Below are 26,124 nucleotides of genomic sequence, written 5' to 3'. Positions count from 1 at the left end.
CACGCCCGCCGATTCGGTAGCTGCCGAATCCGGTAACAGCCACCAGGGGAGATTTCGTCATGAGTCAGCGCGTCCAAAATCGAGTGAACGCAGGCCTGGCCGCGCTGAGCGCCACCGCCGTCGTGGCCGCCCCCGCCTTGGCGGTTACCCACGCGCAGGTCCAGGCCCCCGAGGTGCTGCGTTCGGCCACCGCGATCCAGCTGGCGGCCGACAGCTCCGGTTTGCTCACCTCCGCCGAGCGCGTCGGCCAGGCGCTGGTGTCGTCACCGGTGGTGATCGGGGTGATCGGCTATTCCGTCGCCTTCGGTGACCAGCAGACCCTGGCCGACCAGCTGGGTGCCATCGCCGACGCCCCCGCGTGGGCTCTCGGCCCGGTGCTGGGCGATCAGCCCCAGGTGACCGCCGCGTTGCAGTCGCTTTCAGCCGGGCTCAAGACCGCCGCGGCCTCGTTCACCACCAAGACCCCCATTTCGGGCGATAATCCGGCCGCGGCGTTGATTCACGGTTCCGACGATGTTGCCACTGCGACCTGGAACGCCCTGGCGGCCTCCCCGCAGAAGCTCTCCAAGTTCGTCACCGACGTCAGCGCGGGGGACAACGTCAAGGTTTACCAGGACATCAAGGACGCCCTGGAGACGCCGCTGGGTATCTCCAAGCTGGTGGCGACCCAGGTCAATCCCGGCGGCGCGACCTCCACCGTGCGGTTCGGCAGCCTGGTCACCGCGGTGACCAACCTCAACCACGGCATCGAGACCAACCTCGCGTCGGCCCTGGGCGTGACCATCGACTCCAAGACCTACGATCCCGTCCCGGCCGGCCCGGCAAACAAGACGAACGTGGTCGCAACCTCGGGGGCCATCACCCCCGGCTCCGGCATCAGCGCCCTGAACGCGAAGGCCCAGACCCCGAGCCAGGCACTGAGCAACGTCACCAAGACGTTCCTGCCCAGCAAGTCCGCCCGCACCCAGAGCCTGGCAGGCAATGAGACCGTCAAGGAAACGGGCAAGGGCGCAGGTCAGGAGGCCGGCAAGGGCGCCGGCCGGCACTTCTCGCTGGGCGACCACTCCCGCCAGGCAGGCGACGGCAAGCCGTCGTCGCCGCGGCACTCCGTAGGCAAGCACCGCGCCGCCGAATCCGGCGGTAAGTAACCACTCAGACCCGCCCCGGAGCCGTGGGGAGGCGGCTCACGGGGCGGATAGCGGCCCGGACCGCGCCATCGAGAGGGTTTTTCCTCCCGAAATTGGCGCGCCGGGCCGGTGTTGCTTTATCGTTTTACTGATTCTTGTGACCCAATCGAAACGGGCCGCCGTCCAGCGCTGCATGGCGGGCCCCGGGGACACGAACGGTCGTGGGGCGCAGCCCGCCCCCGACAGTGTGCGGCGCAACGAGGCGTCGTCGACCACATCTGGAGACCGGGGGACGCATCCGCGCCACCCCCTCATCCGAGGACGACGGGCGGCGCACCGCAGCGCCGCCGGACGACCCCGGACCTAGCGAAGGGTCAGGTGGTTATGCCGCCGAGCAGCGTAGGCCTCTACAACCCCGCGTACGAGCACGATTCGTGCGGCGTCGCGATGGTCGTCGATATGCACGGCCGCCGCAGCCGCGACATCGTCGACAAGGCGATCACCGCCCTGCTCAACCTGGAACACCGCGGAGCCGCCGGCGCCGAACCCAACACCGGCGACGGCGCGGGCATCCTGATCCAGGTCCCCGACCGGTTCTTCCGCGAGGCCTGCCTCGAGCAGGAAAACCCCATCGAGCTGCCCGAGGCCGGAAGCTACGCCACCGGCATCGCCTTCCTGCCGCAGTCCGAGCGTGAGGCGACCGCCGCGTGCGCGGCCGTCGAGAAGATCGTCGAGGCCGAGGGCCTGGAGGTGCTCGGCTGGCGCGATGTCCCCACCGACGATTCGCTGCTGGGGGCACTCGCCCGTGACGCCATGCCGGTGTTCCGGCAGATCTTCCTCGGCGGCGCCTCCGGAATGGAACTCGAGCGCCGCGCCTACGTCATCCGCAAGCGGGCCGAACACGAACTCGGCACCAAGGGCCCCGGCCAGGACGGCCCCGGCCGGGAGACCGTGTACTTCCCGAGCCTTTCTGGTGCGACGTTCGTCTACAAGGGCATGCTGACCACCCCGCAGCTGCGCGAGTTCTACCTCGACCTGCAGGACGACCGGATGGAAAGCGCGCTGGGCATCGTGCACTCGCGGTTTTCCACCAACACCTTCCCGTCCTGGCCGCTGGCCCACCCGTTCCGCCGGGTCGCGCACAACGGTGAGATCAACACCGTCAACGGCAACGAGAACTGGATGAAGGCCCGCGAGGCGCTCATCCACACCGACGTCTTCGGCTACCACAACGACCTCAACAAGATCTTCCCGGTCTGCACCCCGGGCGCCTCGGACACCGCCCGGTTCGACGAGGTGCTGGAACTACTGCACCTGGGTGGCCGCAGCATCGCCCACGCGGTGCTGATGATGATCCCGGAGGCCTGGGAGCGCAACGAGTCGATGGACCCCGCGCTGCGGGCGTTCTACCGCTACCACGCCTCCCTGATGGAGCCGTGGGACGGCCCGGCCTCGGTGTGCTTCACCGACGGCACCGTCGTCGGCGCCGTGCTCGACCGCAACGGACTGCGCCCGTCGCGCGTCTGGGTCACCGACGACGGGCTGGTCGTGATGGCCTCGGAGGTCGGCGTGCTGGACCTGGACCCGGCCACCGTCGTCAAGCGGCTGCGGCTGCAGCCGGGCAAGATGTTCCTGGTCGACACCGCCCAGGGCCGGATCGTCTCCGACGCCGAGATCAAGGCCGAACTCGCCGCCGCCGAGCCGTACGCCCAGTGGCTCGACGACGGGCTGTTCCACCTCGACGAACTGCCGCAGGGCAATTACGTCAAGATGCCGCACCACCGCGTGGTGGCCCGCCAGCAGATCTTCGGCTACACCTACGAAGAGGTGAACCTGCTGGTCGCGCCGATGGCCCGCAGCGGGGCCGAGGCGCTGGGCTCGATGGGCACCGACACCCCGATCGCCGTGCTGTCCCAGCGGCCGCGGATGCTGTTCGACTACTTCCAGCAGCTGTTCGCCCAGGTCACCAACCCGCCGCTGGACGCCATCCGCGAGGAGGTCGTCACCAGCCTGCAGGCCGTCATCGGCCCCGAGGGCGACCTGCTCAACCCCGACGAGAACTCCTGTCGCCAGATCGTGCTGCCGCAGCCCATCCTGCGCAACGCCGATTTGGCCAAGCTGGTCAACGTCGACCCGGACCACGAGATCCGTGGCCGCAGGCACAACCTGCGTGCGGCGGTGATCCAGTGCCTCTACCCGGTCGCCGACGGCGGCCCGGGGTTGCGCAAGGCGCTCGAAGACGTCCGCAAGCGGGTGTCGCAGGCCATCCGCAACGGCGCCCGGCTGATCGTCTTGTCCGACCGGGAGTCCAACGAGTGGCTGGCCCCGATCCCGTCGTTGCTGTCGACGGCCGCCGTGCACCACCACCTGGTCCGCGAGGGCAGCCGCACCCAGGTCGGTCTAGTGGTGGAGTCCGGTGACGCCCGCGAGGTGCACCACATGGCCCTGCTGATCGGCTTCGGCGCCGCCGCGATCAACCCGTACATGGCCTTCGAGTCGATCGAGGACCTCATCGACCGCGGCCTCATCGAGGGGCTCTCCAGCGACAAGGCCAAGGACAACTACGTCAAGGCCGCCGGCAAGGGCGTGCTGAAGGTGATGTCCAAGATGGGCATCTCCACCCTGGCGTCCTACACCGGCGCCCAGCTGTTCCAGCCGATCGGCATCAGCCGCCGGCTCCTCGACGAGTACTTCACCGGTCTGGCGTGCCCGACCGGCGGCATCGGCCTGGACGAGATCGCCGCCGACGTGGCGTTGCGGCACTCGCTGGCGTTCCTGGACCGGCCCGACGAGCGCGCCCACCGGGAACTCGAGGTGGGCGGTGAGTACCAGTGGCGCCGCGAGGGTGAGTACCACCTGTTCAACCCGGACACCGTGTTCAAGCTGCAGCACTCCACCCGCACCGGCCAGTACGAGGTGTTCAAGGAGTACACCGCGCTGGTCAACGATCAGAGCGAGAAGATGCACTCGCTGCGCGGCCTGCTGACCTTCAAAGAAGGTGTGCGCCCGCCGGTCCCGATCGAGGAGGTGGAGCCAGCCGCGGAGATCGTCAAACGCTTCTCCACCGGCGCGATGAGCTACGGCTCGATCTCCGCCGAGGCCCACGAGACCCTGGCGATCGCGATGAACCGCCTTGGCGGACGGTCGAATTCGGGTGAGGGCGGCGAGTCGGTGGACCGCTTCACCCCGGATGCCAACGGCGACTGGCGCCGCAGTGCCATCAAGCAGGTGGCCTCGGCGCGCTTCGGTGTCACCAGCAACTACCTGACCAACTGCAGCGATATCCAGATCAAGATGGCCCAGGGCGCCAAACCCGGTGAAGGCGGCCAGCTTCCGGGGCACAAGGTGTACCCGTGGGTGGCCGAGGTCCGGCACTCCACCCCGGGGGTCGGGCTGATCTCCCCGCCGCCGCACCACGACATCTACTCGATCGAGGATCTGGCGCAGCTGATCCACGACCTGAAGAACGCCAATCCCGAGGCCCGCGTACACGTCAAGCTGGTCAGCGAGAACGGCGTCGGCACCGTCGCCGCGGGCGTGTCCAAGGCGCACGCCGACGTCGTGCTGATCTCCGGGCACGACGGCGGCACCGGCGCCACCCCGCTGACCTCGCAGAAGCACGCCGGGGCCCCGTGGGAGCTCGGGCTGGCCGAAACCCAGCAGACGTTGCTGCTCAACGGGCTTCGGGACCGGATCGTGGTGCAGGTCGACGGTCAGCTCAAGACCGGCCGCGACGTGATGATCGCGGCGCTGCTGGGCGCCGAGGAATACGGCTTCGCCACCGCGCCGCTGGTGGTGTCGGGCTGCATCATGATGCGGGTCTGCCACCTCGACACCTGCCCGGTGGGTGTGGCCACCCAGAACCCCGTGCTGCGCGAGCGGTTCACCGGCAAGCCGGAGTTCGTCGAGAACTTCTTCCTGTTCCTGGCCGAGGAAGTCCGGGAGCTGCTGGCGCAGTTGGGTTTCCGTACCCTCAACGAGGCGATCGGCCAGGTCGGCATGCTCGACACGGTGCGCGCCCGCCAGTACTGGAAGGCCTACAAACTCGACCTGTCGGCGGTGCTGCACGAGCCGGAGTCGGCGTTCATGAACCAGGACCTGTACTGCACCTCCAAGCAGGACCACGGCCTGGACAAGGCGCTGGACCAGCAGCTGATCGTGGCCTGCCGGGCCGCCCTGGACTCGGGCACCCCGGTGCAGGTGGAGCACGCCATCAGCAACGTCAACCGCACCGTCGGCACCATGCTCGGCCACGAGGTCACCAAGGCATACGGTGAGCAGGGCCTGCCCGACGGGACCATCGACCTGACCTTCACCGGGTCGGCCGGCAACAGCTTCGGGGCATTCGTGCCGCGCGGCATCACGCTGCGGGTGCACGGCGACGCCAACGACTACGTCGGCAAGGGCCTGTCCGGCGGCCGGATCGTGGTGCGGCCGTCGCTGCGGGCGCCGGCGGACTACGTCGCCGAGGACAACATCATCGGCGGCAACGTGATCCTGTTCGGCGCCACCAGCGGCCAGGCCTTCCTGCGCGGTGTGGTGGGCGAGCGGTTCGCGGTGCGCAACTCCGGTGCCACCGCGGTTGTGGAGGGCGTCGGTGACCACGGCTGCGAGTACATGACCGGCGGCCGGGTGGTCATCCTGGGCCGCACCGGGCGCAACTTCGCCGCCGGCATGTCCGGCGGGGTGGCGTTCGTCTATGACCCGGAAAACGCATTGGAGACCAACCTCAACGGTGAGATGGTCGAGCTCGAGGCCATCGACGGCGAGGACGCCGATTGGTTGGCGCAGATCATCTCCGCGCATGTGGAGGCCACCGATTCCGCTGTCGGCCGGCGCGTGCTGGCCGACTGGGACACCGAGCAGAGGAAGTTCGTCAAGGTGATGCCACGCGACTACAAACGGGTAATGGCGGCGATCGCCGAAGCGGCGGACTCGGGACTGACCGAGACCGAGCTGAGCGACGTGATCATGGCGGCCGCTCGTGGGTGATCCAAGTGGCTTCCTCAAGCACACCCACCGCGAACTGCCGGTCCGCCGGCCCGTCGACCTGCGTCTGAAAGACTGGAAAGAGGTCTATCAGGAGTTCGACCACGACACTCTGGCGGTGCAGGCGTCGCGCTGTATGGACTGCGGTATCCCGTTCTGCCACAATGGCTGTCCGCTGGGGAATCTGATCCCGGAGTGGAACGACCTGGTGTTCCGGAGTCGCTGGCGCGACGGCATCGAACGCCTGCACGCCACCAACAACTTCCCGGAGTTCACCGGGCGGCTGTGCCCCGCGCCGTGTGAGGCGTCGTGCGTGCTCGGCATCAACCAGGATCCGGTCACCATCAAGCAGGTTGAGGTCGAGCTCGTCGACAACGCCTGGGCCGAGGGCTGGATCGTGCCGCTGCCCCCTGACGTGCACACCGGGAAGAAGGTCGCCGTCGTCGGCTCCGGACCGGCCGGGCTGGCCGCGGCCCAGCAGCTGACCCGGGCGGGACACACGGTGACGGTGTTCGAGCGCGCCGACCGCATCGGTGGCCTGCTGCGCTACGGCATCCCGGAATTCAAGATGGAAAAGCGCCACATCGACAGGCGGCTGGAGCAGATGGCCGCCGAGGGCACCGAGTTCCGCACCGGGGTCAACGTGGGCGTGGACCTCACCGTCGAGCAGTTGCGCGAGGACTTCGACGCCGTCGTGCTGGCCGGTGGTGCCACCGCGTGGCGGGACCTGCCGATTCCGGGCCGCGAGCTCGACGGCATTCACCAGGCCATGGAGTTCCTGCCCTGGGCCAACCGGGTTCAGCTCGGCGACGACGTGCTGGGCCCCGATGGCGAGCCGCCGATCACCGCCAAGGGTAAGAAGGTGGTCATCATCGGCGGCGGCGACACCGGCGCGGACTGTCTGGGTACCAGCCACCGCCAGGGTGCGGCCAGCGTGCACCAGTTCGAGATCATGCCCCGGCCGCCGGAGACCCGGGCCGCGTCCACCCCGTGGCCGACCTACCCGCTGATGTTCCGGGTGTCCTCGGCGCACGAGGAGGGCGGCGAGCGGGTGTTCTCGGTCAACACCGAGGAGTTCGTCGGCGCCGACGGCCACGTCACCGCGCTCAAGGTGCACGAGGTCGAGATGAAGGGCGGCCGGTTCGAGAAGGTCGAGGGCTCGGACTTCGAACTGCCCGCCGACATCGTGTTCCTGGCGATGGGCTTCGTCGGCCCGGAGCGCGAGGGGCTGTTGAGCGAGCTGGGCGTCGAGCTCACCGACCGCGGGAACGTGTACCGGGACGACGCCTTTCAGACGTCGGAGCCCGGGGTGTTCGTGGCCGGCGACATGGGCCGCGGGCAGTCGCTTATCGTCTGGGCGATCGCCGAGGGCCGCGCCGCCGCGGCGGCGGTCGACCGGTTCCTGATGGGGGAGACGGCGCTTCCGGCGCCGATCAAGCCGACGGCGGCGCCGCAGCGCTGACTGTTCGACGACGGCCGTCTCCGGGTTGCCCCGGAGGCGGCCGTCGTCGAACGACGGAGGGCCCACGGCAACCCGAAAACCGCGCGTGACATTGGTCGATAGTGTGAGCCTCAACACGGTCCGGGCTTGGTAGCTGGGCTACGGAGTGTTTGCCAGAAACTTCGCCGTGGACTCTGGGTAATTCATGAGATTCCTGTGGAAATGGCGCGCGGCCTGCTCGAATCCCAGCCGATATATCATCCCGCTTCTTAAGATTGAGTCACACCCGTCACATCAGTAACATTGGAAATTTACTCGGCGCGCCTACGGTGGTTTGCCGAATCGCGGCGTTCTAATGATTGCGCGAGGGTACTGCGGTACGCTGAGCCCTCGGGTCAGCAAATATTCTCGACCGCAGGAGTGATGGCAGTGCAAATCAACCCGTTTACCCAGTCGCGGGTGGGGCGGATCGCCTGGTCCTACTTCCGCCACCCGATGAAGAGCCGGGAGTTCCCGGCCAAGCACGAGCGGCTGATCACCCAGGCCGAACTGCTGCGCTACGGCGTCTGAACTCGCTGATAGCCGCCGTTCTCGGCGACCAGTAGGTCGCCGACGTGCGGATTCCCGCACGCCCGCTCGCAGCCGGCGAAGTGAAGGTGACCACCCCCGGCCAGCCCCTCCAGCGTGATGTCCTCGGCCGCATCCAGATGAATCGGCCCACCGGCCACCGCGGCGGCGGCATCGGCGCGCACGTCCGCCCGGGACTTCGCGCACCCGGGCAATCCGGTACAGGCACTGACCGAAACCCAGCGCGACCCGTCGTCGAACACCAGCCCCATGGGCGCCAGCACCCGCAACGCGGTGTCGGCCACCCCCTCGTCGAGGTCGCAAACCAGTATCGATCGCCACGGCGTCACCACCAGGGGGGATTCGATCGCCGCCAGGAACTCCGCGGTCCGCGCCGGCAGCACGCCCAGCGGCACCGCGGCGGCCAGGCTCACCTGGTCCGCGGGGACATCCTGGGTGATCCAGCCGACCGGCCCGCGGGCGCTCACCGCAGCCCGTTCACCGGCTGGCGCGGTCACCGCGAACCCGTCCAGTAGCAGACCCGGATCGTCGAGTTCGGCGATCCGCCAAGCCGTTCCGCGGACCGCGACGAACCGTCGGGCGACCTCGACCAGCGCCGGCAGCCCCGCATCGGCGGCCAGTCGCACCCCGGTGTCGGCACCGGCGAGTAGCAGGGCGGCGTTGCCGTCGTCGCACATCCGCAGTGCGACATCGGCGCCGAGGCCGGCCACGTCGCCGCGCCCGTCGTCCAGGGCGAACAGAAACCGACCGGGCAGACCGGCCAGCACCGGATCCGCACAGATCGCTGCGTCCAACTCGGCGACCAACGGGTGGACGTCGCGCAAGCCGCCCGATCGCCCGGACAGCGGTGAGGCGACGATATTGCGCACCCGCTCGTGCGTCGCCGAGGGCAGCAGTCCGGCGGCCCCCACGGCGGCGACCACCTCGGTCTCGTTTTCGACGGCGATGCCGCGGATCTGCAGACTCGCTCGCGCGGTCAGTTCCAATGTGCCGGAGCCGAACTCGGCGGATGTCAGGGCCAGTGCGTGCAACTGCTCGTGGGTGAGCAGGCCACCGGGCAGCCGGACCCGGGCCAGCGCCCCGTCGGCCGCGGTGTGCAACTGCCGCGTGCCCGGGCAGGCGTCGTCGGAGCGGGTGCGCGCCACGCGTCCAGGGTAGGCCGACGGCGATTACAGGCGCCGGGCGCCTCGCAGGATCCTGGCGAACGGCAGCCCCGCCGCCAGACCGCGGCGCAAGCTCGGGCCGGCCATGCTGATGTCGGTGAACACGCCATAGCCCAGTCCGTGATGGCGCCACTCGGCGAGCTGGTCCAGGATCTCGTCGGAAGTGCCGGCCAGGATCGTCTCCCGCAGCAGCGATTCCGGGACCACGCGGGTGTATTCCAGCACCGTGGCCTCGTCCAGCAGCTGGGGCAGAATCTCGTTGGCCCCGGCGAAGTCGTCGCCCATCGGATGCCGGGTCCCGTGCCGCGCCCAGTCCGCGGCGGACGCGGTGAGCGCGAACGCCCTGGCTACCGTGCTGTTCAAGACGTCGTCCACCTCACCGCGCGAGCGTCCCGTCACCACGAAGAACCAGTTCGCGGCGACGATGCCGGCCGGGTCCCGACCGGCGTCGTCCGCGGCCGCCCGCACCTGCTCCAGCCCGTCAGCGTAGAGGTGCGGGGTGAACAGGAACCCCGGAAGCCAGGCGTCGGCGTAGCGGCCGGTGGCACGCAACATCCGCGGCCCGTGTGCGGCAACCCAAATCTGGGGCCATCCGCCCTGGTACGGCGGCAGGGTGAAGGAGGCGTCGCGCAGCGGGAACCACTCCGAATCCCGGGTCACCAGCTCGCCACCGGAATCCCACAGCGCCCGAATGGTCGCCAGCGCCTCGATGAACCGGGCCACCGGTCGCGACCAGTCCACCCCGTAGGGCGCGTTGCCCTCCATCTCCCCGGTGCCGATGCCCAGAATGGCGCGACCCCGGGTCATCAGGTGCAGCGTGGCGGCGGCCTGCGCGGTCACCGCGGGATGGCGCCGGCTCGCGTCGGTGACACCGGTGGCCAGCCGGATGCGGCGGAACCTGCTTCCGGCCGCCAGCGCCCCCAGCACCGTCCACGGTTCCGGGCAGGCGTCGACGTCCGGCGCGATGCGTGCGACTCCGGTGTGGGCGGGTGTCATGATCGCCCGCGGCAGCAGCGAATTCAGGTGATCAGAGACCCACAGGGAGTCACATCCGGTGGCCTGGGCCGTCCGCAGACCGGCCTGCGCGACGAATCCCGGGCCGAAGCGGGTGTTGACCAGATTGATGCCGATCCCGACCTTCATGGCCCCTCCATCGTCGCTGGCGCCGGCCGCTCGATCGAGTGTGGCACCTCGGGGTTCGCAGCGGAAGACGCCGATGCGGTAGAAAATGACAGGTGAGCAACCCCGCCGGAGACGACGCCCGACCGACCGTGCTGTTGCTGTCCACCTCGGACACCGACCTCATCACCGCCCGCGCCAGCGGAGCGAACTACCGGTGGGCCAATCCGGCCCGGCTGCTGGTCGAGGACCTGCCTGAGCTGTTGGCCGGCGTGGACCTGGTGGTCATCCGCATCCTGGGTGGGCACCGCGCCTGGCAGGACGGCATCGACGCGGTCCTGGCTACCGGGCTGCCGACCGTCGTGGTCAGCGGGGAGCAGAGCCCCGATGCCGAGCTGATGGCCCATTCCACGGTGCCGGCCGGTATCGCCGTCCAGGCGCACGTGTACCTGGCCCAGGGTGGTGTGGGCAACCTGGCCAACCTCTACAACTTCCTGACCGACACCGTCCTGATGACCGGGCACGGCTTCGCCGAGCCCGCCGCCCTGCCGTCCTGGGGTGAGCTGGCACGCACCCCCGCCGACACGGACGGTTCCGGCGTGACGGTGGCGGTGCTGTACTACCGGGCCCAGCAACTGGCCGGCAACACCGGCTACGTCGAAGCGCTGTGTCGCGCCATCGAAGCCGCTGGCGCCCGGGCGCTGCCGCTGTACTGCGCGTCGCTACGCACCGCCGAGCCGGAGCTGCTGGAGGTTCTCGGGCGGGCCGACGCCATGGTGGTCACTGTGCTGGCCGCCGGCGGCGCCCGGCCCGCGACCGCCTCCGCCGGTGGCGACGACGATAGCTGGAACGTCGAACACCTTGCCGCCCTGGATATCCCGATCCTGCAGGGCCTGTGCCTGACCACCGACAGGGCGGCGTGGACCGGCAACGACGACGGGATGTCGCCGCTGGATGTCGCCAGCCAGGTCGCGGTGCCGGAATTCGACGGGCGCATCATCACCGTGCCGTTCTCGTTCAAGGAGATCGACGACGACGGGCTGATCAGCTATGTCGCCGACCCGGAACGCTGCGCCCGAGTCGCCGGGCTGGCCGTTCGGCACGCCCGGCTGCGCCGCATCCCGGCCGCGGAAAAGCAGATCGCCCTGGTGTTTTCGGCGTATCCGACCAAGCACGCCCGGATCGGCAACGCCGTGGGTCTTGACACCCCGGCCAGTGCCGTCCGGCTACTGTCGGCGATGCGCGACTCGGGTTATGACATCGGGTCGCCGGAGAATCCGGGGGACTTGGCGACAATCGTCGAGGCCGGTGACGGTGACGCGCTGATGCACACGCTGATCGCCCGGGGCGGTCAGGACCAGGCGTGGCTCACCGAGGAACAGTTGGCGGCCAATCCTATCCGGGTGTCCGCGGCGGCCTACCGGCAGTGGTTCGCCACCCTGCCCGCCGAATTCGCCGACGAGATCGTCGGGCACTGGGGTCCGCCGCCGGGGGAGATGTTCGTCGACCGCAGCCGCGACCCGGATGGTGAAATCGTCATCGCCGCAATCCGTTCCGGCAACGTGGTGGTGATGGTGCAGCCGCCGCGCGGATTCGGCGAGAACCCGGTGGCGATCTACCACGACCCCGACCTGCCGCCGAGCCACCACTACCTGGCGGCCTATCGGTGGCTGGACGGCGAGTTCGGCGAGCGGTGTAGTTCCGCGAGCACGAGGCTCGCCGACGATCGACCCGGCGAGTTCGGCGAGCGGTGTAGTTCCGCGAGCACGAGGCTCGCCGACGATCGACCCGGCGAGTTCGGCGGGGATTTCAAAGCCGATGCCGTCGTGCACTTGGGCAAGCACGGCAACCTCGAATGGCTGCCGGGCAAAAACCTGGGAATGTCGGCGAGCTGCGGATCCGACGCCGCCCTCGGCAGTCTGCCGCTGGTCTACCCCTTCCTGGTCAACGACCCGGGGGAGGGCAGCCAGGCTAAACGCCGGGCGCACGCGGTGCTCATCGACCATCTCATCCCGCCGATGGCGCGGGCCGAGACCTACGGCGACATCGCGCGTCTGGAGCAGCTGCTCGACGAGCACGCCAACGTGTCCGCACTGGACCCGGCCAAACTCCCCGCGATCCGCCAGCAGATCTGGACGCTGATGCGGGCGGCCAAGATGGATCATGACCTTGGCCTGGAGGACCGGCCCGACGAGGACGTGTTCGACGACATGCTGCTGCACGTCGACGGCTGGCTGTGCGAGATCAAGGACGTCCAGATCCGCGACGGTCTGCACATCCTGGCCGAAACACCCACCGGCGAAGCCGAACTCGATCTGGTGCTGGCCATCCTGCGGGCCCGCCAGCTCTTCGGGGGCACCCAGTCCGTGCCGGGGCTGCGCGAGGCGCTCGGCCTGGCCGAGGACGGCAGCGCCGACCGGGGCAGCGTCGACGACGCCGAATCCCGGGCCCGCGCGCTCATCGGCGCCCTGCAGGCCCGCGGCTGGGACCCCGACGCGGTGCCCGAGCTCACCGGTTCCCCCGAGGTCGCGACCGTGCTGCGCTTCGCCGCCACCGAGGTGGTCCCGCGGCTGGCCGGCACCGGGGCCGAGATCGACCGGGTGCTGCACGCCCTGAACGGTGGCTTCATCCCGGCCGGCCCGTCCGGCTCCCCGTTGCGCGGTCTGGTCAACGTGCTGCCCACCGGCCGCAACTTCTATTCGGTGGACCCCAAGGCGGTGCCGTCGAAGCTGGCCTGGGAGACCGGGGTGGCGATGGCGGACTCGCTGCTGGAGCGCTACCACACCGACCACGGTGATTGGCCCCGGTCGGTGGGCCTGTCGGTGTGGGGCACCTCAGCCATGCGCACCGCTGGTGACGACATCGCCGAAGTCCTTGCGCTGCTGGGTATCCGCCCGGTGTGGGATGACGCGTCGCGCCGGGTGGTGGATCTGGAGCCGATCCCGCTGGCAGAGCTGCGCCGCCCCCGCATCGATGTCACCGTTCGCATCTCCGGGTTCTTCCGGGACGCCTTCCCGCACGTGGTCGCCATGCTGGATGATGCCGTCGGGCTCGCCGCGGGTCTCGACGAGGACCCGCAAGACAACTACGTGCGTGCGCACACCCAGGTGGACTTGGCCGAACACGGCGACCTTCGCCGCGCCACCACCCGGGTGTTCGGATCCAAACCGGGTTCCTACGGCGCAGGTCTGCTGCAGCTCATCGACTCGCGCAACTGGCGCGACGACGCCGACCTGGCCCAGGTGTACACCGCCTGGGGCGGATTCGCCTACGGACGCGACCTCGACGGCCGCCCAGCCACCGATGACATGAACCGGGCCTACCGGCGAATTGCGGTGGCCGCCAAGAACACCGACACCCGCGAACACGACATCGCCGACTCCGACGACTATTTCCAGTACCACGGCGGAATGGTTGCCACCGTCCGCGCGCTGACCGGCAAGGCCCCGGCCGCCTACATCGGTGACAACACCCGGCCCGATGCGGTGCGCACCCGGACTCTGCACGAGGAGACCACCCGGGTGTTCCGGGCCCGGGTGGTCAACCCGCGGTGGATGGAGGCCATGCGCCGGCACGGCTACAAGGGCGCCTTCGAGATGGCCGCCACGGTGGACTACCTCTTCGGCTATGACGCCACCGCGCACGTGATGGCGGACTGGATGTACGAGCGGCTGACCGCCAGCTACGTGCTGGACGAACAGAACCGCAAGTTCATGGCCGAGGCCAACCCGTGGGCGCTGCACGGTATGGCCGAGCGGCTGCTGGAGGCCGTCGAACGCGGCATGTGGGAGGAACCGGCCAAGGACACCCTCGACGGTCTGCGCCGGGTGCTGCTGGAAACCGAGGGTGAGCTGGAGGGCTGAGCGCGGCGAACGAATCGGTAACGGCGCGATCGTCAACCGCAACCTTCCGGCCGACCGGGAACATTGTGCCGCCAGGCCCAGGCGGTGCGCAGGAGCAGCGCATCGGGAAGCACGTATTCGATCGCGAGTGCGGTGAAGGTGTCGGCGTCGGCGTCGGCGTCCTCAGGTTTCAATTGCTCGTGCAGGACCGCTTTGTGCAGAGTGCGTAGTACCTCTCCCGGCACATGGGCGCGAGCCAGCCGTCGTCGGCGTTCAACGCTGCGCGTGCCACGTCGCCTTGAGGAGTGCCGCTGGTGAGCGGTCAGCCGCCGGATGCGCTCGCAATTGGTCAATCACCGGGCCGCGTGACATAAGTCGGCGCCGGTAGATTGGGGAAATGGCACTCACCTTCGCCGATGTCGCCGGCGCCAAGTACATCCTGCTGACCACCTTCACCAAGGACGGCCGGCCCAAACCCACCGCAGTGTGGGCGGTGCCCGACGGCGACGGACTGATCGTGCTCACCGAGGCGGACTCCTGGAAGGTCAAGCGGATCCGCAACACCCCGCGGGTGACCATCGCCCGCTGCGACGTCCGGGGCAACCCCCGCAGCGATGCGGTGGAGGCGGTGGCCTCGATCAGCAAGGAGCGTCTGGACGACGCTTACGAGGCCATCGGCCGCCACTACGGGTTGATCGGCAAGGTCTTCAACTTCTTCTCCAAGCTGCGCGGCGGGGAACGCCGGAACGTTGCGTTGCTCATCAAGGCGGCCTGACCCTGGGAACGGTGAGGGGCTGCGTGGTCGTCCTGGGACAAGCGTTGATCCAGGCGGCCTGATCTTCCCGCTCCTCGTCGCCAGTAAGCCTGTGGCGAAAAATCGGCGATTTTTCGCCGCCCGATTACTGGTGGCGGCTCCTGGAACTCGCTAACCCTCCGAGGCGTTGAACCAGACATGATCCGCCGGACTTTTGCCGTCTACGTGCTTGCCGAGCTGGCCGCCGTCGTCGCCCTGGTCTACTTCCTCGGCATCGGGACCGCACTGTTGATCCTGATCGGTGTGCTGCTGGCGGGATTGCTGCTGGCCGGATCCCAGCTGCGCCGCCAGCTCGCGCAGCTGCGTTCCGGGGTCCGCGATGCCGGCGGAGCCGTCACCGACGGGGCCCTGGTGGCCATCGGCACGGTGCTGGTCGCCATTCCCGGGCTGGTCAGCAGCGCGATCGGGATGGCCCTGCTGGTCCCGCCGGTGCGCCGGGTGCTGCGCCCGGTGGTGACGACGGTGGCCGCAGGCCGCCTGGCGGGCCGGGTGCGCTTTGCCGACCTGGGCGCGGTGGGCTTCACCACCGGTGGTTACGGCCGCGGCGACTACATCGACGGCGAGGTCATCGAGGGCGAGATCATCGACCTCGGCGATACGCCGGGCGGCCCGGCGCCGCGCGCCATCGTCCCCTGATCGCCCCGCCAGGTCCGCGCAGTAGGTTCTTCTGTTGTGACGACGTTGTTGCTGGGTGGCCGCATACACAGCACCACCCATCCCGATGCCACCGCCATGGCGGTCCGCGACGGCACGGTGGCCTGGCTGGGCTCCGATGACGTCGCCCGCAAGCAGTACCCGGACGCCCAGGTCGTCGACCTTGACGGCGGATTCGTGGCTCCCGCCTTCGTCGACGCACACGTGCACACCACCGCCACCGGACTGGCCCTGACCGGCCTGGACCTGGGCGAAGCCCGCTCGCGGGAACACTGCCTGGAACTGATCGCCGCGGCCGCCGCCACCCTGGACGGCGCGGTGCTGTGGGGCCACGGCTGGGATGAGACGCGGTGGCCGCAGCCGGTGGCGCCGACCGTCGAGGAGATCGACGCGGTCGTCGGCTCCCGGCCGGTGTATCTCACCCGCATCGACGCGCACTCGGCGGTTGCCGGCAGCGCACTGCGCGACCGCACCGACGGGCTGGCCACCGCCCTCGGATACCACCCGCAACACCCGCTGTCGGCCGACGCCCACCACCGCGTCCGCGCCGCCGCCCGAAACCTGCTGACCCCGCAGCAGCGGGCCGCCGCCCGCACCGCCGCGCTGGACGCGTTCGCCGCCCACGGGGTGGTGGCCGTCCACGAATGCGCGGGCCCGGACATCGGCGGCGTCGACGACTGGGTCGAACTGCGCGACACCACTCACGGTGTGCAGGTCAGCGGCTACTGGGGCGAGGCAGTCGAAACCCCCGAGCAGGCCCGGGAGCTGCTGGCGGCCACCGGTGCGGCCGGCCTGGCCGGGGACCTGTTCGTCGACGGCGCCCTCGGTTCGCACACCGCGTGGCTGCGCGATCCCTACGCCGACGCCCCGGACTGCTGCGGCAACGCCTACCTGGGCGCCGAAGCCGTGCTCGCCCACCTGCGGGCGTGCACCGGGGCCGGGATCACCGCCGGGTTCCACGTCATCGGCGACGCGGCCGTCACCGTCGTCGTCGACGCGTTCGAGGCCCTGGTTGCCGAATTGGGGGTGCCGGCCGTGGCCCGGTGCGGTCACCGGCTGGAACACCTGGAGATGGTCGACGCCGAAGCCGCCCGCAAACTCGGGTCCTGGGGGATCGTGGCCAGCATGCAACCGAACTTCGACGCGCGCTGGGGCGGTCCGGACGGCATGTACGCCCGACGGCTGGGCGCCGAGCGGGCCGCGGGCCTCAACCCGCTGGCGATGCTGGCCTCGGCCGGCGTACCGCTGGCATTCGGTTCCGACACCCCGGTGACCGGCCTGAACCCGTGGTCGACGGTGCGGGCGGCGACGCTGCACCAGACCCCGGGCAGCGCCATCTCGGCGCGTGCCGCGTTCGGCGCGGCCACCCGCGGAGCCTGGCGGGCGGCCGGGGTGAACGACGGGTTGACCGGCACGCTGGTGCCGGGGGCCCCGGCGTCCTACGCGATCTGGGACAGCGACGACCTGGTGGTCGCCGCCCCCGCCGATACGGTGGAACGCTGGTCCACCGACCCGCGGTCGCGTGTCCCGGCCCTGCCCACGCTGGACGCCGACGTTCCGCTACCGCGCTGCCGGCAGACCGTGCACCGCGGCGAGGTGCTGTTCGGAGGATTTCATGACTGACGCCGAAATCCCGGAGACTCCCGAGACCCCGGATACACCGGACGCCACGGAAGATTCGCCGGACACGCCCGAAGCCCCGGAGACCGAGACTCCCGGGCCCACCCGCGGCGCCCGCCTGCAGACCTGGGCCGCGGCCGCACCGGCCCGCAGCTGGGCGTGGCTGCGCCCCCGGCTGGTCCGCATCACCACCTCTCTGGTCGCCGGCGCGCTGATGTGCGCGAGCTTCCCGCCGCTGAACTGGTGGTGGGCGGCGCTACTGGCGCTGGCCCTGCTGACCTGGGTGCTAACCGGGCACTTGGCGATCCGCGGCGAACCCGTCACCACCACCGCCGGCGGCTTCGGCTACGGCCTGCTGTTCGGCCTGGCCTTCTATATCCCGCTGCTGCCCTGGGTGGGCGGGCTGGTCGGGCCCGTGCCGTGGCTGGCGCTGGCATTGATGTGCGCCCTGTTCACCGGGCTGTTCGGCCTGCTCGCGGTGATGGTCCGCGGCCTGTGGGCCTGGCCGGTCTGGATCGCGCTGATCTGGGTGACGGTCGAATGGCTCAAGACCACTATCCCGTTCGGAGGATTCCCCTGGGGCGTGGCGGCGTTTGGGCAGACCACCGGGCCGCTGCTGCCACTGGCGCAGCTGGGCGGCGCGCCGCTGGTGTCGCTGGCCACCGCCCTGACCGGGGTGTGCCTGGCCGCGGTGGTGTTCGGCATCGTCGACTGGTGGCACCACGGCCACCACGACCTTCCCCCGGCGGTCCTGCTGCCCGGGGTGTGCGTGGCGGTCGCGCTGCTGGCCTCCGCCCTGGTCTACCCGCAGATCCGCCGGGCCGGGGTTGGGTCGGGTGACGAGCCAAGCGTCACCGTCGCGATCATCCAGGGCAACGTGCCGCGGCTGGGCCTGGACTTCAACGCCCAGCGCCGCGCCGTCCTGGACAACCACGTCGCCCAGACCAAGAAGCTGGCCGAGGAAGTGCGGGCCGGTCACCAGCCACAGCCGCAGTTCGTGCTGTGGCCGGAGAACTCGTCGGACATCGACCCGCTGCGCAACACCGACGCCGGCGCGCAGATCACCGCCGCCGCCCAGGCCATCAACGCGCCGATCCTGGTCGGGACGGTGCTCGCCCGGCCCGAAGCCACCCGCGACAACCCGGCCGCCTCCAACACCGTCATCGTGTGGGACCCGGAGACCGGCCCCGGGGCGCGGCACGACAAGCAGATCGTGCAGCCCTTCGGTGAGTACCTGCCGTGGCGCAGCTTCTTCGCCAAACTGTCGCCGTACGCCGCCCGCGCCGGCTATTTCGTCCCCGGCGACGGAACCGGTGTGGTCACCGCCGCCGGAGTGCCCGTCGGGATCTCCACCTGCTGGGAGGTGATCTTCGACCGGCAGCCGCGCCAGGCCGTCCGCAACGGCGCCCAATTGCTGGCGGTGCCCACCAACAACGCCACCTTCGACGCGGCCATGAGCGAACAGCAGCTGGCCATCGCCCGGCTGCGCGCCGTCGAGCACGACCGCTACGTCCTGGTTGCCGGTACCACCGGTATCAGCGCCGTCATCGCCCCCGACGGGCGGGAGATGGCGCGGACCGAGTTCTTCACCCCCGGGTTCCTCGACTCGGCCGTGCGGTTGAAGACCACCGAGACGCCAGCCACCAAATGGGGCCCGGCCATCGGGTGGACGCTGGTCGGAGCCGGTGTGGCGGGTCTGCTGGCCGCGATAATGCAGAATGGTGTGTTCATCAGCAGGATCCGGCGCCGCCCGGGTCGAGACCGTACCGAGGAGTCCCATGACCAGTGAGCGCCCCAGTCAGCGCACCCTGGTGATCATCCCGACCTATAACGAGCGGGAGAATCTACCCCTGATCCTGGATCGCGTGCACGCCGCCCGCCCGGACGTCCACGTCCTGGTCGTGGACGACGGCAGCCCCGACGGCACCGGCGAACTCGCCGACCAGCGGGCCCTGGCCGACCCGGACCGGGTGCACGTCATGCACCGCGGCGCCAAGGACGGCCTGGGTGCGGCGTATCTGGCCGGGTTCGCCTGGGGCCTGGGCCGCGGCTATTCGGTGCTGGTCGAGATGGACGCCGACGGCAGCCACGCCCCGGAGCAGCTCTACCGCCTGCTGGAGGCCATCGACGCCGGTGCCGACGTCGCCATCGGCTCCCGCTACGTCGAAGGCGGCACCGTGGTGAACTGGCCGTGGCGGCGCCTGGTGCTGTCCAAGACCGCCAACACCTACTCCCGGCTGCTGCTGGGTGTCGGCATTCACGACATCACCGCCGGTTACCGCGCCTATCGGCGCGAGGTGCTGGAGAAGATCGACCTGTCGGCCGTCGAATCCAAGGGCTACTGCTTCCAGATCGACCTCACCTGGCGGGCCATCAACAACGGCTTCAGCGTCGTCGAGGTGCCGATCACCTTCACCGAGCGCGAACTCGGGGTGTCGAAGATGAGCGGCTCCAACATCCGGGAGGCGATGGCCAAGGTCGCGCAGTGGGGGATCGCCGGCCGGATGGCCCGCGCCCGCGGCGAGCAGATCGGCTGATTCGACGAGCGGGCGAGGTACGAGCCCGCGAGGAAGAGGTCAGCCGGACCAGCACAGGCTGATTCGACGAGCGGGCGAGGTACGAGCCCGCGAGGAAGAGGTCAGCCGGACCAGCACAGGCTGATTCGACGAGCTGGCGAGCGCAACGAAAATGCCGGGCCCAGCAGGGCCCGGCATTTGTCGTTTCGAGGTATCAGCTCCCGCGGCGGCGGGTCTTGATGATGTCGAGGCGCTCCTTGAGCAGCTCTTCGAGCTCCTCGACGGAGCGGCGTTCCAGCAGCATGTCCCAGTGCGTGCGCGGCGGCTTGACCTTCTTCGGCTCGGGCGCATCCCCCTCGATCAGGGTGCCCTCCTGGCCGTTGCGGCACATCCAGGTGTGCGGGATCTCGGCGTCGTCGGCGAACGGGACGTCGAATTCCTCACCGTTGTCGGTGCGGTACCGGGCCACCTGACGCGGCGCCAGGTCGTGGTTGCGGTCGGTCTCGTAGCTCACGGCTCCGAGTCGACTGCCTCGCAGAACGCGATCAGCCATCGTGTGAACTCCTTTGCTGAAAATCCGGTGCTGCGGTGCGGACACGGGTCGGCGACCCGGCAGAACCGACGGGTGCAACGCTGCGCAGGGCAGCACTGTTCCCGATCCCGCGGCGCTGACAGCCAAGGATACCGGGCCGGAGGCGGCGGCGGGTTTAGAGTCGTCCGCATGGCTGCGCCGTCGCCTCGTCGTCAACCGTGTCTGTGGTGCGGCCGGACCGTCGCGGACGCCGGAACCGGACGTCGTCGCCGCTACTGCCGCCAGGCCTGCCGGCAGCGGGCTTACGAGCAGCGGTCGATGGTCAAGGGCAGCGCGGTGCCCGAGGACGCCGTCGTACTGTCGGCAGCCGAGGCGGCGGCGCTGACCGACCGGATCTACCAGGTCCGCTGCGCCGCGGAGGACGTCGCGACAGCCGTCACCGAGGGCGCCGACGCAGACGAACTGCGCCGACTGTGCGCGGAGTTGCTGACCGCGGCCGAATCCGCCGATGGCTGGCGCTGAGTCCCCCGATTAAGTCGGGCGATTCGGCGAGGCTCGGTGGGGTGGACGGGAGCGTAGCGAGTGGCCGCGTAGCCGAGGGGAAGCCGGGACCGGCCGTGATCAGACCGGCTCAGCAGCTGTATTTGGCCCCGACGTCCACCGGCGCGTCCACCCGCTGCAGGCAACCGAACGGCTCGATGCCGGCCTCGGAGAATTTCACGGCGGTCTGGTGGGCGTGGTTGACGCAGAACAATCCGGCGGCATCCGAGCGGCAGCGGTAGTCACCGAACTCCAGGGCGCTGCCCAGCGGTAGCTCCGGGCCGGCGCCCACGCTGAACGGCCCCGGGTCCGCGTGCAGGGAGCCGACGTTGATCTGGGTTCCGGTGAAGTCCACCCAGCCGGGCACCCACTGACCCTCGCTGCCGATGGGTCGCGGCGCCGGATCCGACAGCCGCAGCAGGCAGGACAGCACCCCGTCGCCGAGCTTGGGATCCGTCATGCACTGGGCCTGGCCGCCCGGGGTGGTGAACGCCACACCCTCGTGCAAGGTGGTCGCCACGCCGTCGCGGGTGGCGGTGTGGAACTTGTCCGGATCGGAGCGGGTGCCGGCGTCGATCCAGGCCGCCACGGCTGCCTCGTCGGTGCCGGCGGCCGGTGCCGCGGTCGGTACCGCCGTCCGTGAGGTGGGGGATGTCGTCGTCACCCCGGCCGAAGCCGAGGGGACGGGCGTCAGGGGCGTCAACGGCGGGGCCAGGGTCGCGGCACCGGTGTCGGTGCCCGACGAGCACCCGGCGACCAGCAGCAGCGCGCCGCACAGCAGGGGAATCCGCATATCGCCACCGTAGCGGCCCATGCTGCAGATACCCGTCAACAGTCGGCTAGTTTCGGGGGCATGCATGATCGCATTATTCGAGCCACCATCGACGCCGGCGTGGTGGAGGGATTCACTCGCGACGGGGTGCATCGCTGGCGCGCCATCCCGTATGCCGCCGCGCCGGTGGGACCGTTGCGCCTGGTCGCCCCGCAACCCGTCCAACCGTGGCGTGGTGTCCGGCATTGCCACACCCACGGCAACTGCGCCCCGCAGTCGCGCATGTACACCGTCACCGGTCTGGGTCGCTACCAGCCGATGGGGGAGGACTGCCTGACACTCAACGTCGTCGCCCCCGAAAATCCTGGTGACCAGCCGCTGCCGGTGATGGTGTTCGTGCACGGCGGCGCCTACATGCTGGGCAGTTCGGCGACCCCGATTTACGACGGGGCGGGGCTGGCCCGGCGGGGCTGCGTCTACGTGTCGGTCAACTACCGGCTCGGGGCGCTGGGCACCCTGGATCTGTCGGTGCTCTCGACGCCGGACAACCCGATCGACGACAACCTGTTCATCCGGGACCTGGTGGCGGCGCTGCGCTGGGTGCAGACCAATATCGCGGTGTTCGGCGGTGACCCACAGCGGGTGACGGTGTTCGGGGAGAGCGCGGGCGCCCACGCGGTGGCCAGCCTGCTCGCGGTGCCGTCGGCCGAAGGTCTTTTCTCCCAGGTGATTTCGGAAAGCCCGGCCGCGGGAATGTCCCGTTCACCGCAGATCGCCGAAGTGTTCGCCGGCAAGTTGGTCCAGGTGCTGGGCTGCCGGCGCAGCGACGCCGCCTCGGCGCTCAAGCAGGCCGACACCGCGCTGCTGGTTCGCGCGGTCGACCGGTTGATCGGCCAGACCACCAAGGAGATGGCCGGTGCGTTCCCCCTGGGGCCCACCTACGGCACCGAGGTGATGCCGGTGGACCCGGTGGAGGCGATGCGCAGCGGCACCGCGCTGCGGGTGCCGCTGATCGTCGGGAGCAACGCCGAGGAGGCGCGACTGTTCACCCGGTTCCTCAAACTGCTGCCGGTCACCGAGCGGCGCATCGAATCGCTACTGGCCACCCAGGGCATCGAGGGCCGGGACCGGATCATGGCCGCCTACCCCGAATATCCGGCACAGGCCGCGTGCGTGCAGTTCGGCGGCGACTTCGCGTTCGGTTCCGCGGTCTGGCAATTCGCCGACGCGCACAGCCAGCATGCCCCGACCTATGTGTACCGCTACGACTACGCGCCGCGCACTCTGAAATGGACGGGTGTGGGCGCCACCCACGCCACCGAGCTGCTGGCGGTGTTCGACACCTACCGCAGCGGGTTCGGGAAGGCGCTGACGGTGGCCGGTGACCGAAAGGTGGCGCGCCGGATCAGCAACGACGTGCAGAACCGGTGGCGGGAGTTCGCCCGTACCGGTGTGCCCGGCGGCGACTGGCCCCGCTACGACACCGTCGATCGTCCGGTTCTGGTGTTCGACAAGCGTTCTCGCGTGGAACTGGACCCGCACGCCGAGCGGCGGGCGGCCTGGGCGGACTTCAGCATGGGGAATTTAGCGCAGCAGTAGCCGCGCCGACCGCTCCAACAGGTCGGCGATCTGTTGGTAGGACGCGTAGCCCATGCCGGCGCGCACCAGCGCTCCGGCGTAGAGCACCTCGAGTGATTCCGCCACGCCCGGATCGGCATCCGGCCCCAGCGCGGCGGTGAGGCGCTTGTTGATCTCCCGCCCGACCTTGACGCGCAGCTGTTCGACGTCGGGATCCTTGCCCAGCAGGGCGCTGGTCACCGCGCCGGCCAGTTCGGCGTCGTCGGCCACCAGTAGTGCGATGTGCCGCAGCACGCCGACCACCCGCTCGACCGGGTCGGGGGAGTCGTTGGGCGGTGCGGGGGTGGTCGCCAGTCGCCGCCAGAAGACCTCGGCGACCAGATGCTCCTTGGAGGAGAAGTAGGTGTAGGCCGTCGCGGCGCCGACACCGGCGTTGGCGGCGACCATGCGGATGGTCAGGCCGGCGAAGCCCTGGCGGCTGAGCACCTCGACCGCGGAGCGGCCCAGACGGTCGACGGTGTCGGCCTGTTTTGCCGACAGCCGGCGGCGGGTCGACTCCCGAGCTACCGGTTCGGACACATGTCCGGACGCTACTACACCGGTTCGGGGCGGGCAATCCGCCGTCGATTCCCCCATCCGCTAGCGTGACCGGCATGACCGAGGCCGACGACCGCATCGCCGACGATCCGACCCAGCAAACCGAGCGCCTGTTCCACCTGGCCGAGCGGGTGATCGGGTTCATGCCCCCCGACGAGGGCCGTGCCCTCTACGAGGCGGCCGTCGGGCACCTCGGCTCAGGCGTCGCCGTCGAGATCGGCACCTACTGCGGCAAGTCGACCGTCCTGCTGGGTGCTGCGGCCCTGCACACCGGCGGGGTGCTCTACACCGTCGACCATCACCACGGCTCCGAGGAACACCAGCCGGGCTGGGAGTACCACGACACATCGATGGTCGACGAGCATTCCGGTCGCTTCGACACTCTCGCGACGTTCCGGCGCACCCTCGACGACGCCGACCTGCCCGAGCACATCATCGCCGTGGTCGGGTCCTCACCGGTGGTCGCGCGGCACTGGCGCACCCCGGTCGCCGTGCTGTTCATCGACGGCGGCCACACCGACCTGGCGGCCGGCCGCGACTACGACGGCTGGGCGCACTGGGTGGCGCACGGCGGGGCGCTGATCATCCACGACGTCTTCCCCGACCCCGCCGACGGCGGCCAGGCGCCCTACCGCATCTATCGGCGGGCGCTGGACGGCGGAGCGTTCCGGGAGGTATCGGCCACCGGGTCGCTGCGGGTCCTGGAGCGCACCACCGGCGACGCCGGAGAGCCTGTCTAGTTTCGGGGGCGGTTCCCTACCTGCCCTCGGCCTGCACCGGGTGTTGGTTGTTGCGCTGGTCCAGGTTGGTCGGGATGTCGGAATAGCCGACCGGCACCTTGGTCACACCCGGGGTGCCGATCACCCCGGCCAGCCACGGCAACGACGTCGCGAACGCCCGGGCCGCGTACGGCCAGTCGTGGTTGCCCGGTTGCTCGACGATCGCGCAGTCGATTCCGTTGGCCTTGCCCAGGCCGCACAGCGTCTGCGCGGCGGCCATCTGATCGCTGGCCCCGGGCAGGTTGCCGACAGCGGCTTCGATCACCGCGGGACCGTGTGCGGTCCGGGTGGTCCCGTTGACGTCAAACCGTCCCGAAATACCTTCATATTTCCCGTGTTTGGTGATGATGGTGGCCGGGTCGAAGGACGCCCACGCGGCCTGGTCCCCGCCGAACAGCCGGGCGACGGTCTGCTCCTTGTTCCCGGAGTTCGGCGACATGTCGCCGGCGATGTTCTCGAAGGCGCTGAACTTGTCGGGATGCATGGTGACCAGGTCGACCGCGCAGGTACCGCCCATCGACCAGCCCGCGATACCCCAGTTGGTGGGGGAGGCGCTGACGTGGAACCGGTCGATGATGAACGGCCGGACGTCGTTGACCAGGTGATCGGCGGCCCGCCCGCGGGGACCGTTGACGCATTCGGTGTCGTTGTTGAAGGTGCCGCCGGAGTCGACGAACACCAGCACCGGCGCGTTGCCGTGGTGCGCGGCGGCGAAGTTGTCGATGGTGGTGATCGCATCGCCGGTGCGCAGCCAGTCACCCGGGGTGTTGAATTCGCCGCCGATCATCATCACCGTCGGCAACGGGGCCACGTGGTCGCCGAACCAGGCCGGCGGCAGGTAGACCAGCTCGTCGCGGTGCTTGAAATGTGAGCCGTCGGAGGGAATGTCGACCTTCAGGACACTGCCGTGGGCGGGCAGCAACCTGGTCTGCGCGACGGAGGCCACCATCGCGGTCACCGTGCCCTGATCGGTCTGGTCCGGCAGCGGCCCCGCGGTCAGCTGGTTCCAGGCGGTCTGCACGGTGGGGAAGTACCCGACCCACAGGTTCAGCGCGAGGCCCGCGCTGAGCAGGCACAGCGGCACCGCCATCAGCGACGCCGCGCGGCGCCACCAGCGCACATTCCGCCAGCCGAGCACCACCAGAACCGCGGCCAGGCCGGTCATCGCCGTCCAGATCCACAGCCCGTGCGGCGCCGGGTCCCCGGCATAGCCGCCGGTGGAGATGAACTGGTGGGTGATCGCCGCCAGGCCGACGCCGGCGCCGATCAGAATCGGCAGGCTGACGACCCACCAGCGGCGGGTGCGGATCCCGAGCGCGACCAGCACGGTGAGGCCGGCGAGCACCTGAACGGTGATCGGCACCCAGCCGTGCATCAGCGAGATGTGGTGCCGGAACATCTGCGGCGCATCGGCCAGCAACAGAGCACCGGCGGTCGGGGAAGGCGTCACCCG

The 26,124-nt window shown here is 69.8% G+C and carries 20 protein-coding genes; 13 read left to right on the top strand and 7 right to left on the bottom strand.

All coding sequences use genetic code 11. The features are described from left to right. Positions 1–83 precede the first annotated feature (83 nt). From G6N16_RS14715 to G6N16_RS14700, 4 genes are all read left to right on the top strand, one after another. Complete coding sequence (locus tag G6N16_RS14715) at positions 84–1,148, top strand: hypothetical protein (RefSeq protein WP_083029954.1); 1,065 nt, start codon at positions 84–86, stop codon at positions 1,146–1,148. 363 nt (positions 1,149–1,511) lie between these two features. Continuing rightward, positions 1,512–6,119: a glutamate synthase large subunit gene (gene gltB, locus G6N16_RS14710; RefSeq protein WP_083029955.1), complete on the top strand. Its 4,608-nt coding sequence runs from the start codon at positions 1,512–1,514 to the stop codon at positions 6,117–6,119. Continuing rightward, positions 6,112–7,578, top strand: coding sequence for a glutamate synthase subunit beta (locus tag G6N16_RS14705; RefSeq protein WP_083029956.1), 1,467 nt, complete (start codon positions 6,112–6,114; stop codon positions 7,576–7,578). Before gltB ends, G6N16_RS14705 begins: the two co-directional genes overlap by 8 nt. Positions 7,579–7,980: 402 nt before the next feature. Further along, positions 7,981–8,127, top strand: coding sequence for a hypothetical protein (locus tag G6N16_RS14700; protein ID WP_163787703.1), 147 nt, complete (start codon positions 7,981–7,983; stop codon positions 8,125–8,127). On the opposite strand, the gene cobG is transcribed toward G6N16_RS14700, so the two are convergent. Continuing rightward, positions 8,115–9,290 carry a precorrin-3B synthase gene (gene cobG / locus G6N16_RS14695; RefSeq protein WP_083029957.1) on the bottom strand — a complete coding sequence of 392 codons (1,176 nt, stop codon included), beginning with the start codon at positions 9,288–9,290 and terminating at the stop codon, positions 8,115–8,117. The two genes, G6N16_RS14700 and cobG, sit on opposite strands and share 13 nt — an antisense overlap. Before the next feature lie 24 nt (positions 9,291–9,314). Next, positions 9,315–10,451, bottom strand: coding sequence for an LLM class flavin-dependent oxidoreductase (locus G6N16_RS14690; RefSeq protein ID WP_083029958.1), 1,137 nt, complete (start codon positions 10,449–10,451; stop codon positions 9,315–9,317). Positions 10,452–10,543: 92 nt separating this feature from the next. Here G6N16_RS14690 and G6N16_RS21830 point away from each other — a divergent pair, with 92 nt between their 5' ends. Beyond that, on the top strand, positions 10,544–14,290 hold the full coding sequence (locus G6N16_RS21830; RefSeq protein WP_234805767.1) for a cobaltochelatase subunit CobN: 3,747 nt from the start codon (positions 10,544–10,546) through the stop codon (positions 14,288–14,290). A 32-nt stretch (positions 14,291–14,322) separates the two neighbouring features. Here the strand turns inward: G6N16_RS21830 and G6N16_RS14675 are convergent, their stop codons facing one another. Further along, complete coding sequence (locus G6N16_RS14675) at positions 14,323–14,463, bottom strand: hypothetical protein (RefSeq protein WP_163787893.1); 141 nt, start codon at positions 14,461–14,463, stop codon at positions 14,323–14,325. A gap of 203 nt (positions 14,464–14,666) precedes the next feature. Here G6N16_RS14675 and G6N16_RS14670 point away from each other — a divergent pair, with 203 nt between their 5' ends. From G6N16_RS14670 to G6N16_RS14650, 5 genes are all read left to right on the top strand, one after another. Further along, on the top strand, positions 14,667–15,044 hold the full coding sequence (locus tag G6N16_RS14670; protein ID WP_083029960.1) for a PPOX class F420-dependent oxidoreductase: 378 nt from the start codon (positions 14,667–14,669) through the stop codon (positions 15,042–15,044). 177 nt (positions 15,045–15,221) lie between these two features. Then, positions 15,222–15,719, top strand: coding sequence for an FxsA family protein (locus G6N16_RS14665; RefSeq protein ID WP_083029961.1), 498 nt, complete (start codon positions 15,222–15,224; stop codon positions 15,717–15,719). Between the two features lie 36 nt (positions 15,720–15,755). Continuing rightward, complete coding sequence (locus G6N16_RS14660) at positions 15,756–17,360, top strand: amidohydrolase (RefSeq protein WP_083029962.1); 1,605 nt, start codon at positions 15,756–15,758, stop codon at positions 17,358–17,360. Next, entirely contained in the window at positions 17,353–19,146 is a 1,794-nt protein-coding gene (gene lnt / locus G6N16_RS14655) for an apolipoprotein N-acyltransferase (RefSeq protein WP_083029963.1), read from the top strand. Before G6N16_RS14660 ends, lnt begins: the two co-directional genes overlap by 8 nt. Next, positions 19,136–19,894 (top strand): polyprenol monophosphomannose synthase, encoded by a 759-nt coding sequence (locus G6N16_RS14650; protein ID WP_110810773.1) that lies wholly within the window; start codon positions 19,136–19,138, stop codon positions 19,892–19,894. Before lnt ends, G6N16_RS14650 begins: the two co-directional genes overlap by 11 nt. A 193-nt stretch (positions 19,895–20,087) precedes the next feature. Here the strand turns inward: G6N16_RS14650 and G6N16_RS14645 are convergent, their stop codons facing one another. Continuing rightward, positions 20,088–20,426, bottom strand: a complete 339-nt coding sequence (locus G6N16_RS14645; RefSeq protein ID WP_083029964.1) for an RNA polymerase-binding protein RbpA — start codon at positions 20,424–20,426, stop codon at positions 20,088–20,090. Between the two features lie 168 nt (positions 20,427–20,594). On the opposite strand from G6N16_RS14645, the gene G6N16_RS14640 reads away from it, so the two are divergent. Next, positions 20,595–20,927 (top strand): hypothetical protein, encoded by a 333-nt coding sequence (locus G6N16_RS14640; RefSeq protein WP_083029965.1) that lies wholly within the window; start codon positions 20,595–20,597, stop codon positions 20,925–20,927. A 109-nt stretch (positions 20,928–21,036) separates the two neighbouring features. Here the strand turns inward: G6N16_RS14640 and G6N16_RS14635 are convergent, their stop codons facing one another. Beyond that, entirely contained in the window at positions 21,037–21,738 is a 702-nt protein-coding gene (locus tag G6N16_RS14635; protein WP_083030005.1) for a hypothetical protein, read from the bottom strand. Between the two features lie 60 nt (positions 21,739–21,798). Between G6N16_RS14635 and G6N16_RS14630 the strand changes: the two genes are divergently transcribed. Continuing rightward, positions 21,799–23,316, top strand: coding sequence for a carboxylesterase/lipase family protein (locus tag G6N16_RS14630; RefSeq protein WP_083029966.1), 1,518 nt, complete (start codon positions 21,799–21,801; stop codon positions 23,314–23,316). Here G6N16_RS14630 and G6N16_RS14625 read toward each other — a convergent pair. Then, positions 23,302–23,874: a TetR/AcrR family transcriptional regulator gene (locus tag G6N16_RS14625; RefSeq protein WP_083029967.1), complete on the bottom strand. Its 573-nt coding sequence runs from the start codon at positions 23,872–23,874 to the stop codon at positions 23,302–23,304. The two genes, G6N16_RS14630 and G6N16_RS14625, sit on opposite strands and share 15 nt — an antisense overlap. A gap of 74 nt (positions 23,875–23,948) precedes the next feature. Between G6N16_RS14625 and G6N16_RS14620 the strand changes: the two genes are divergently transcribed. Continuing rightward, entirely contained in the window at positions 23,949–24,632 is a 684-nt protein-coding gene (locus G6N16_RS14620) for a class I SAM-dependent methyltransferase (RefSeq protein ID WP_083030006.1), read from the top strand. Between the two features lie 16 nt (positions 24,633–24,648). On the opposite strand, the gene G6N16_RS14615 is transcribed toward G6N16_RS14620, so the two are convergent. Continuing rightward, positions 24,649–26,070 (bottom strand): alpha/beta hydrolase, encoded by a 1,422-nt coding sequence (locus tag G6N16_RS14615; protein WP_179961260.1) that lies wholly within the window; start codon positions 26,068–26,070, stop codon positions 24,649–24,651. Between the last annotated feature and the right edge of the window lie 54 nt (positions 26,071–26,124).

It is taken from the genome of Mycolicibacterium insubricum, from assembly GCF_010731615.1.
Taxonomy (GTDB): domain Bacteria; phylum Actinomycetota; class Actinomycetes; order Mycobacteriales; family Mycobacteriaceae; genus Mycobacterium; species Mycobacterium insubricum.
This window is presented reverse-complemented; position numbering and strand designations above follow the sequence as displayed.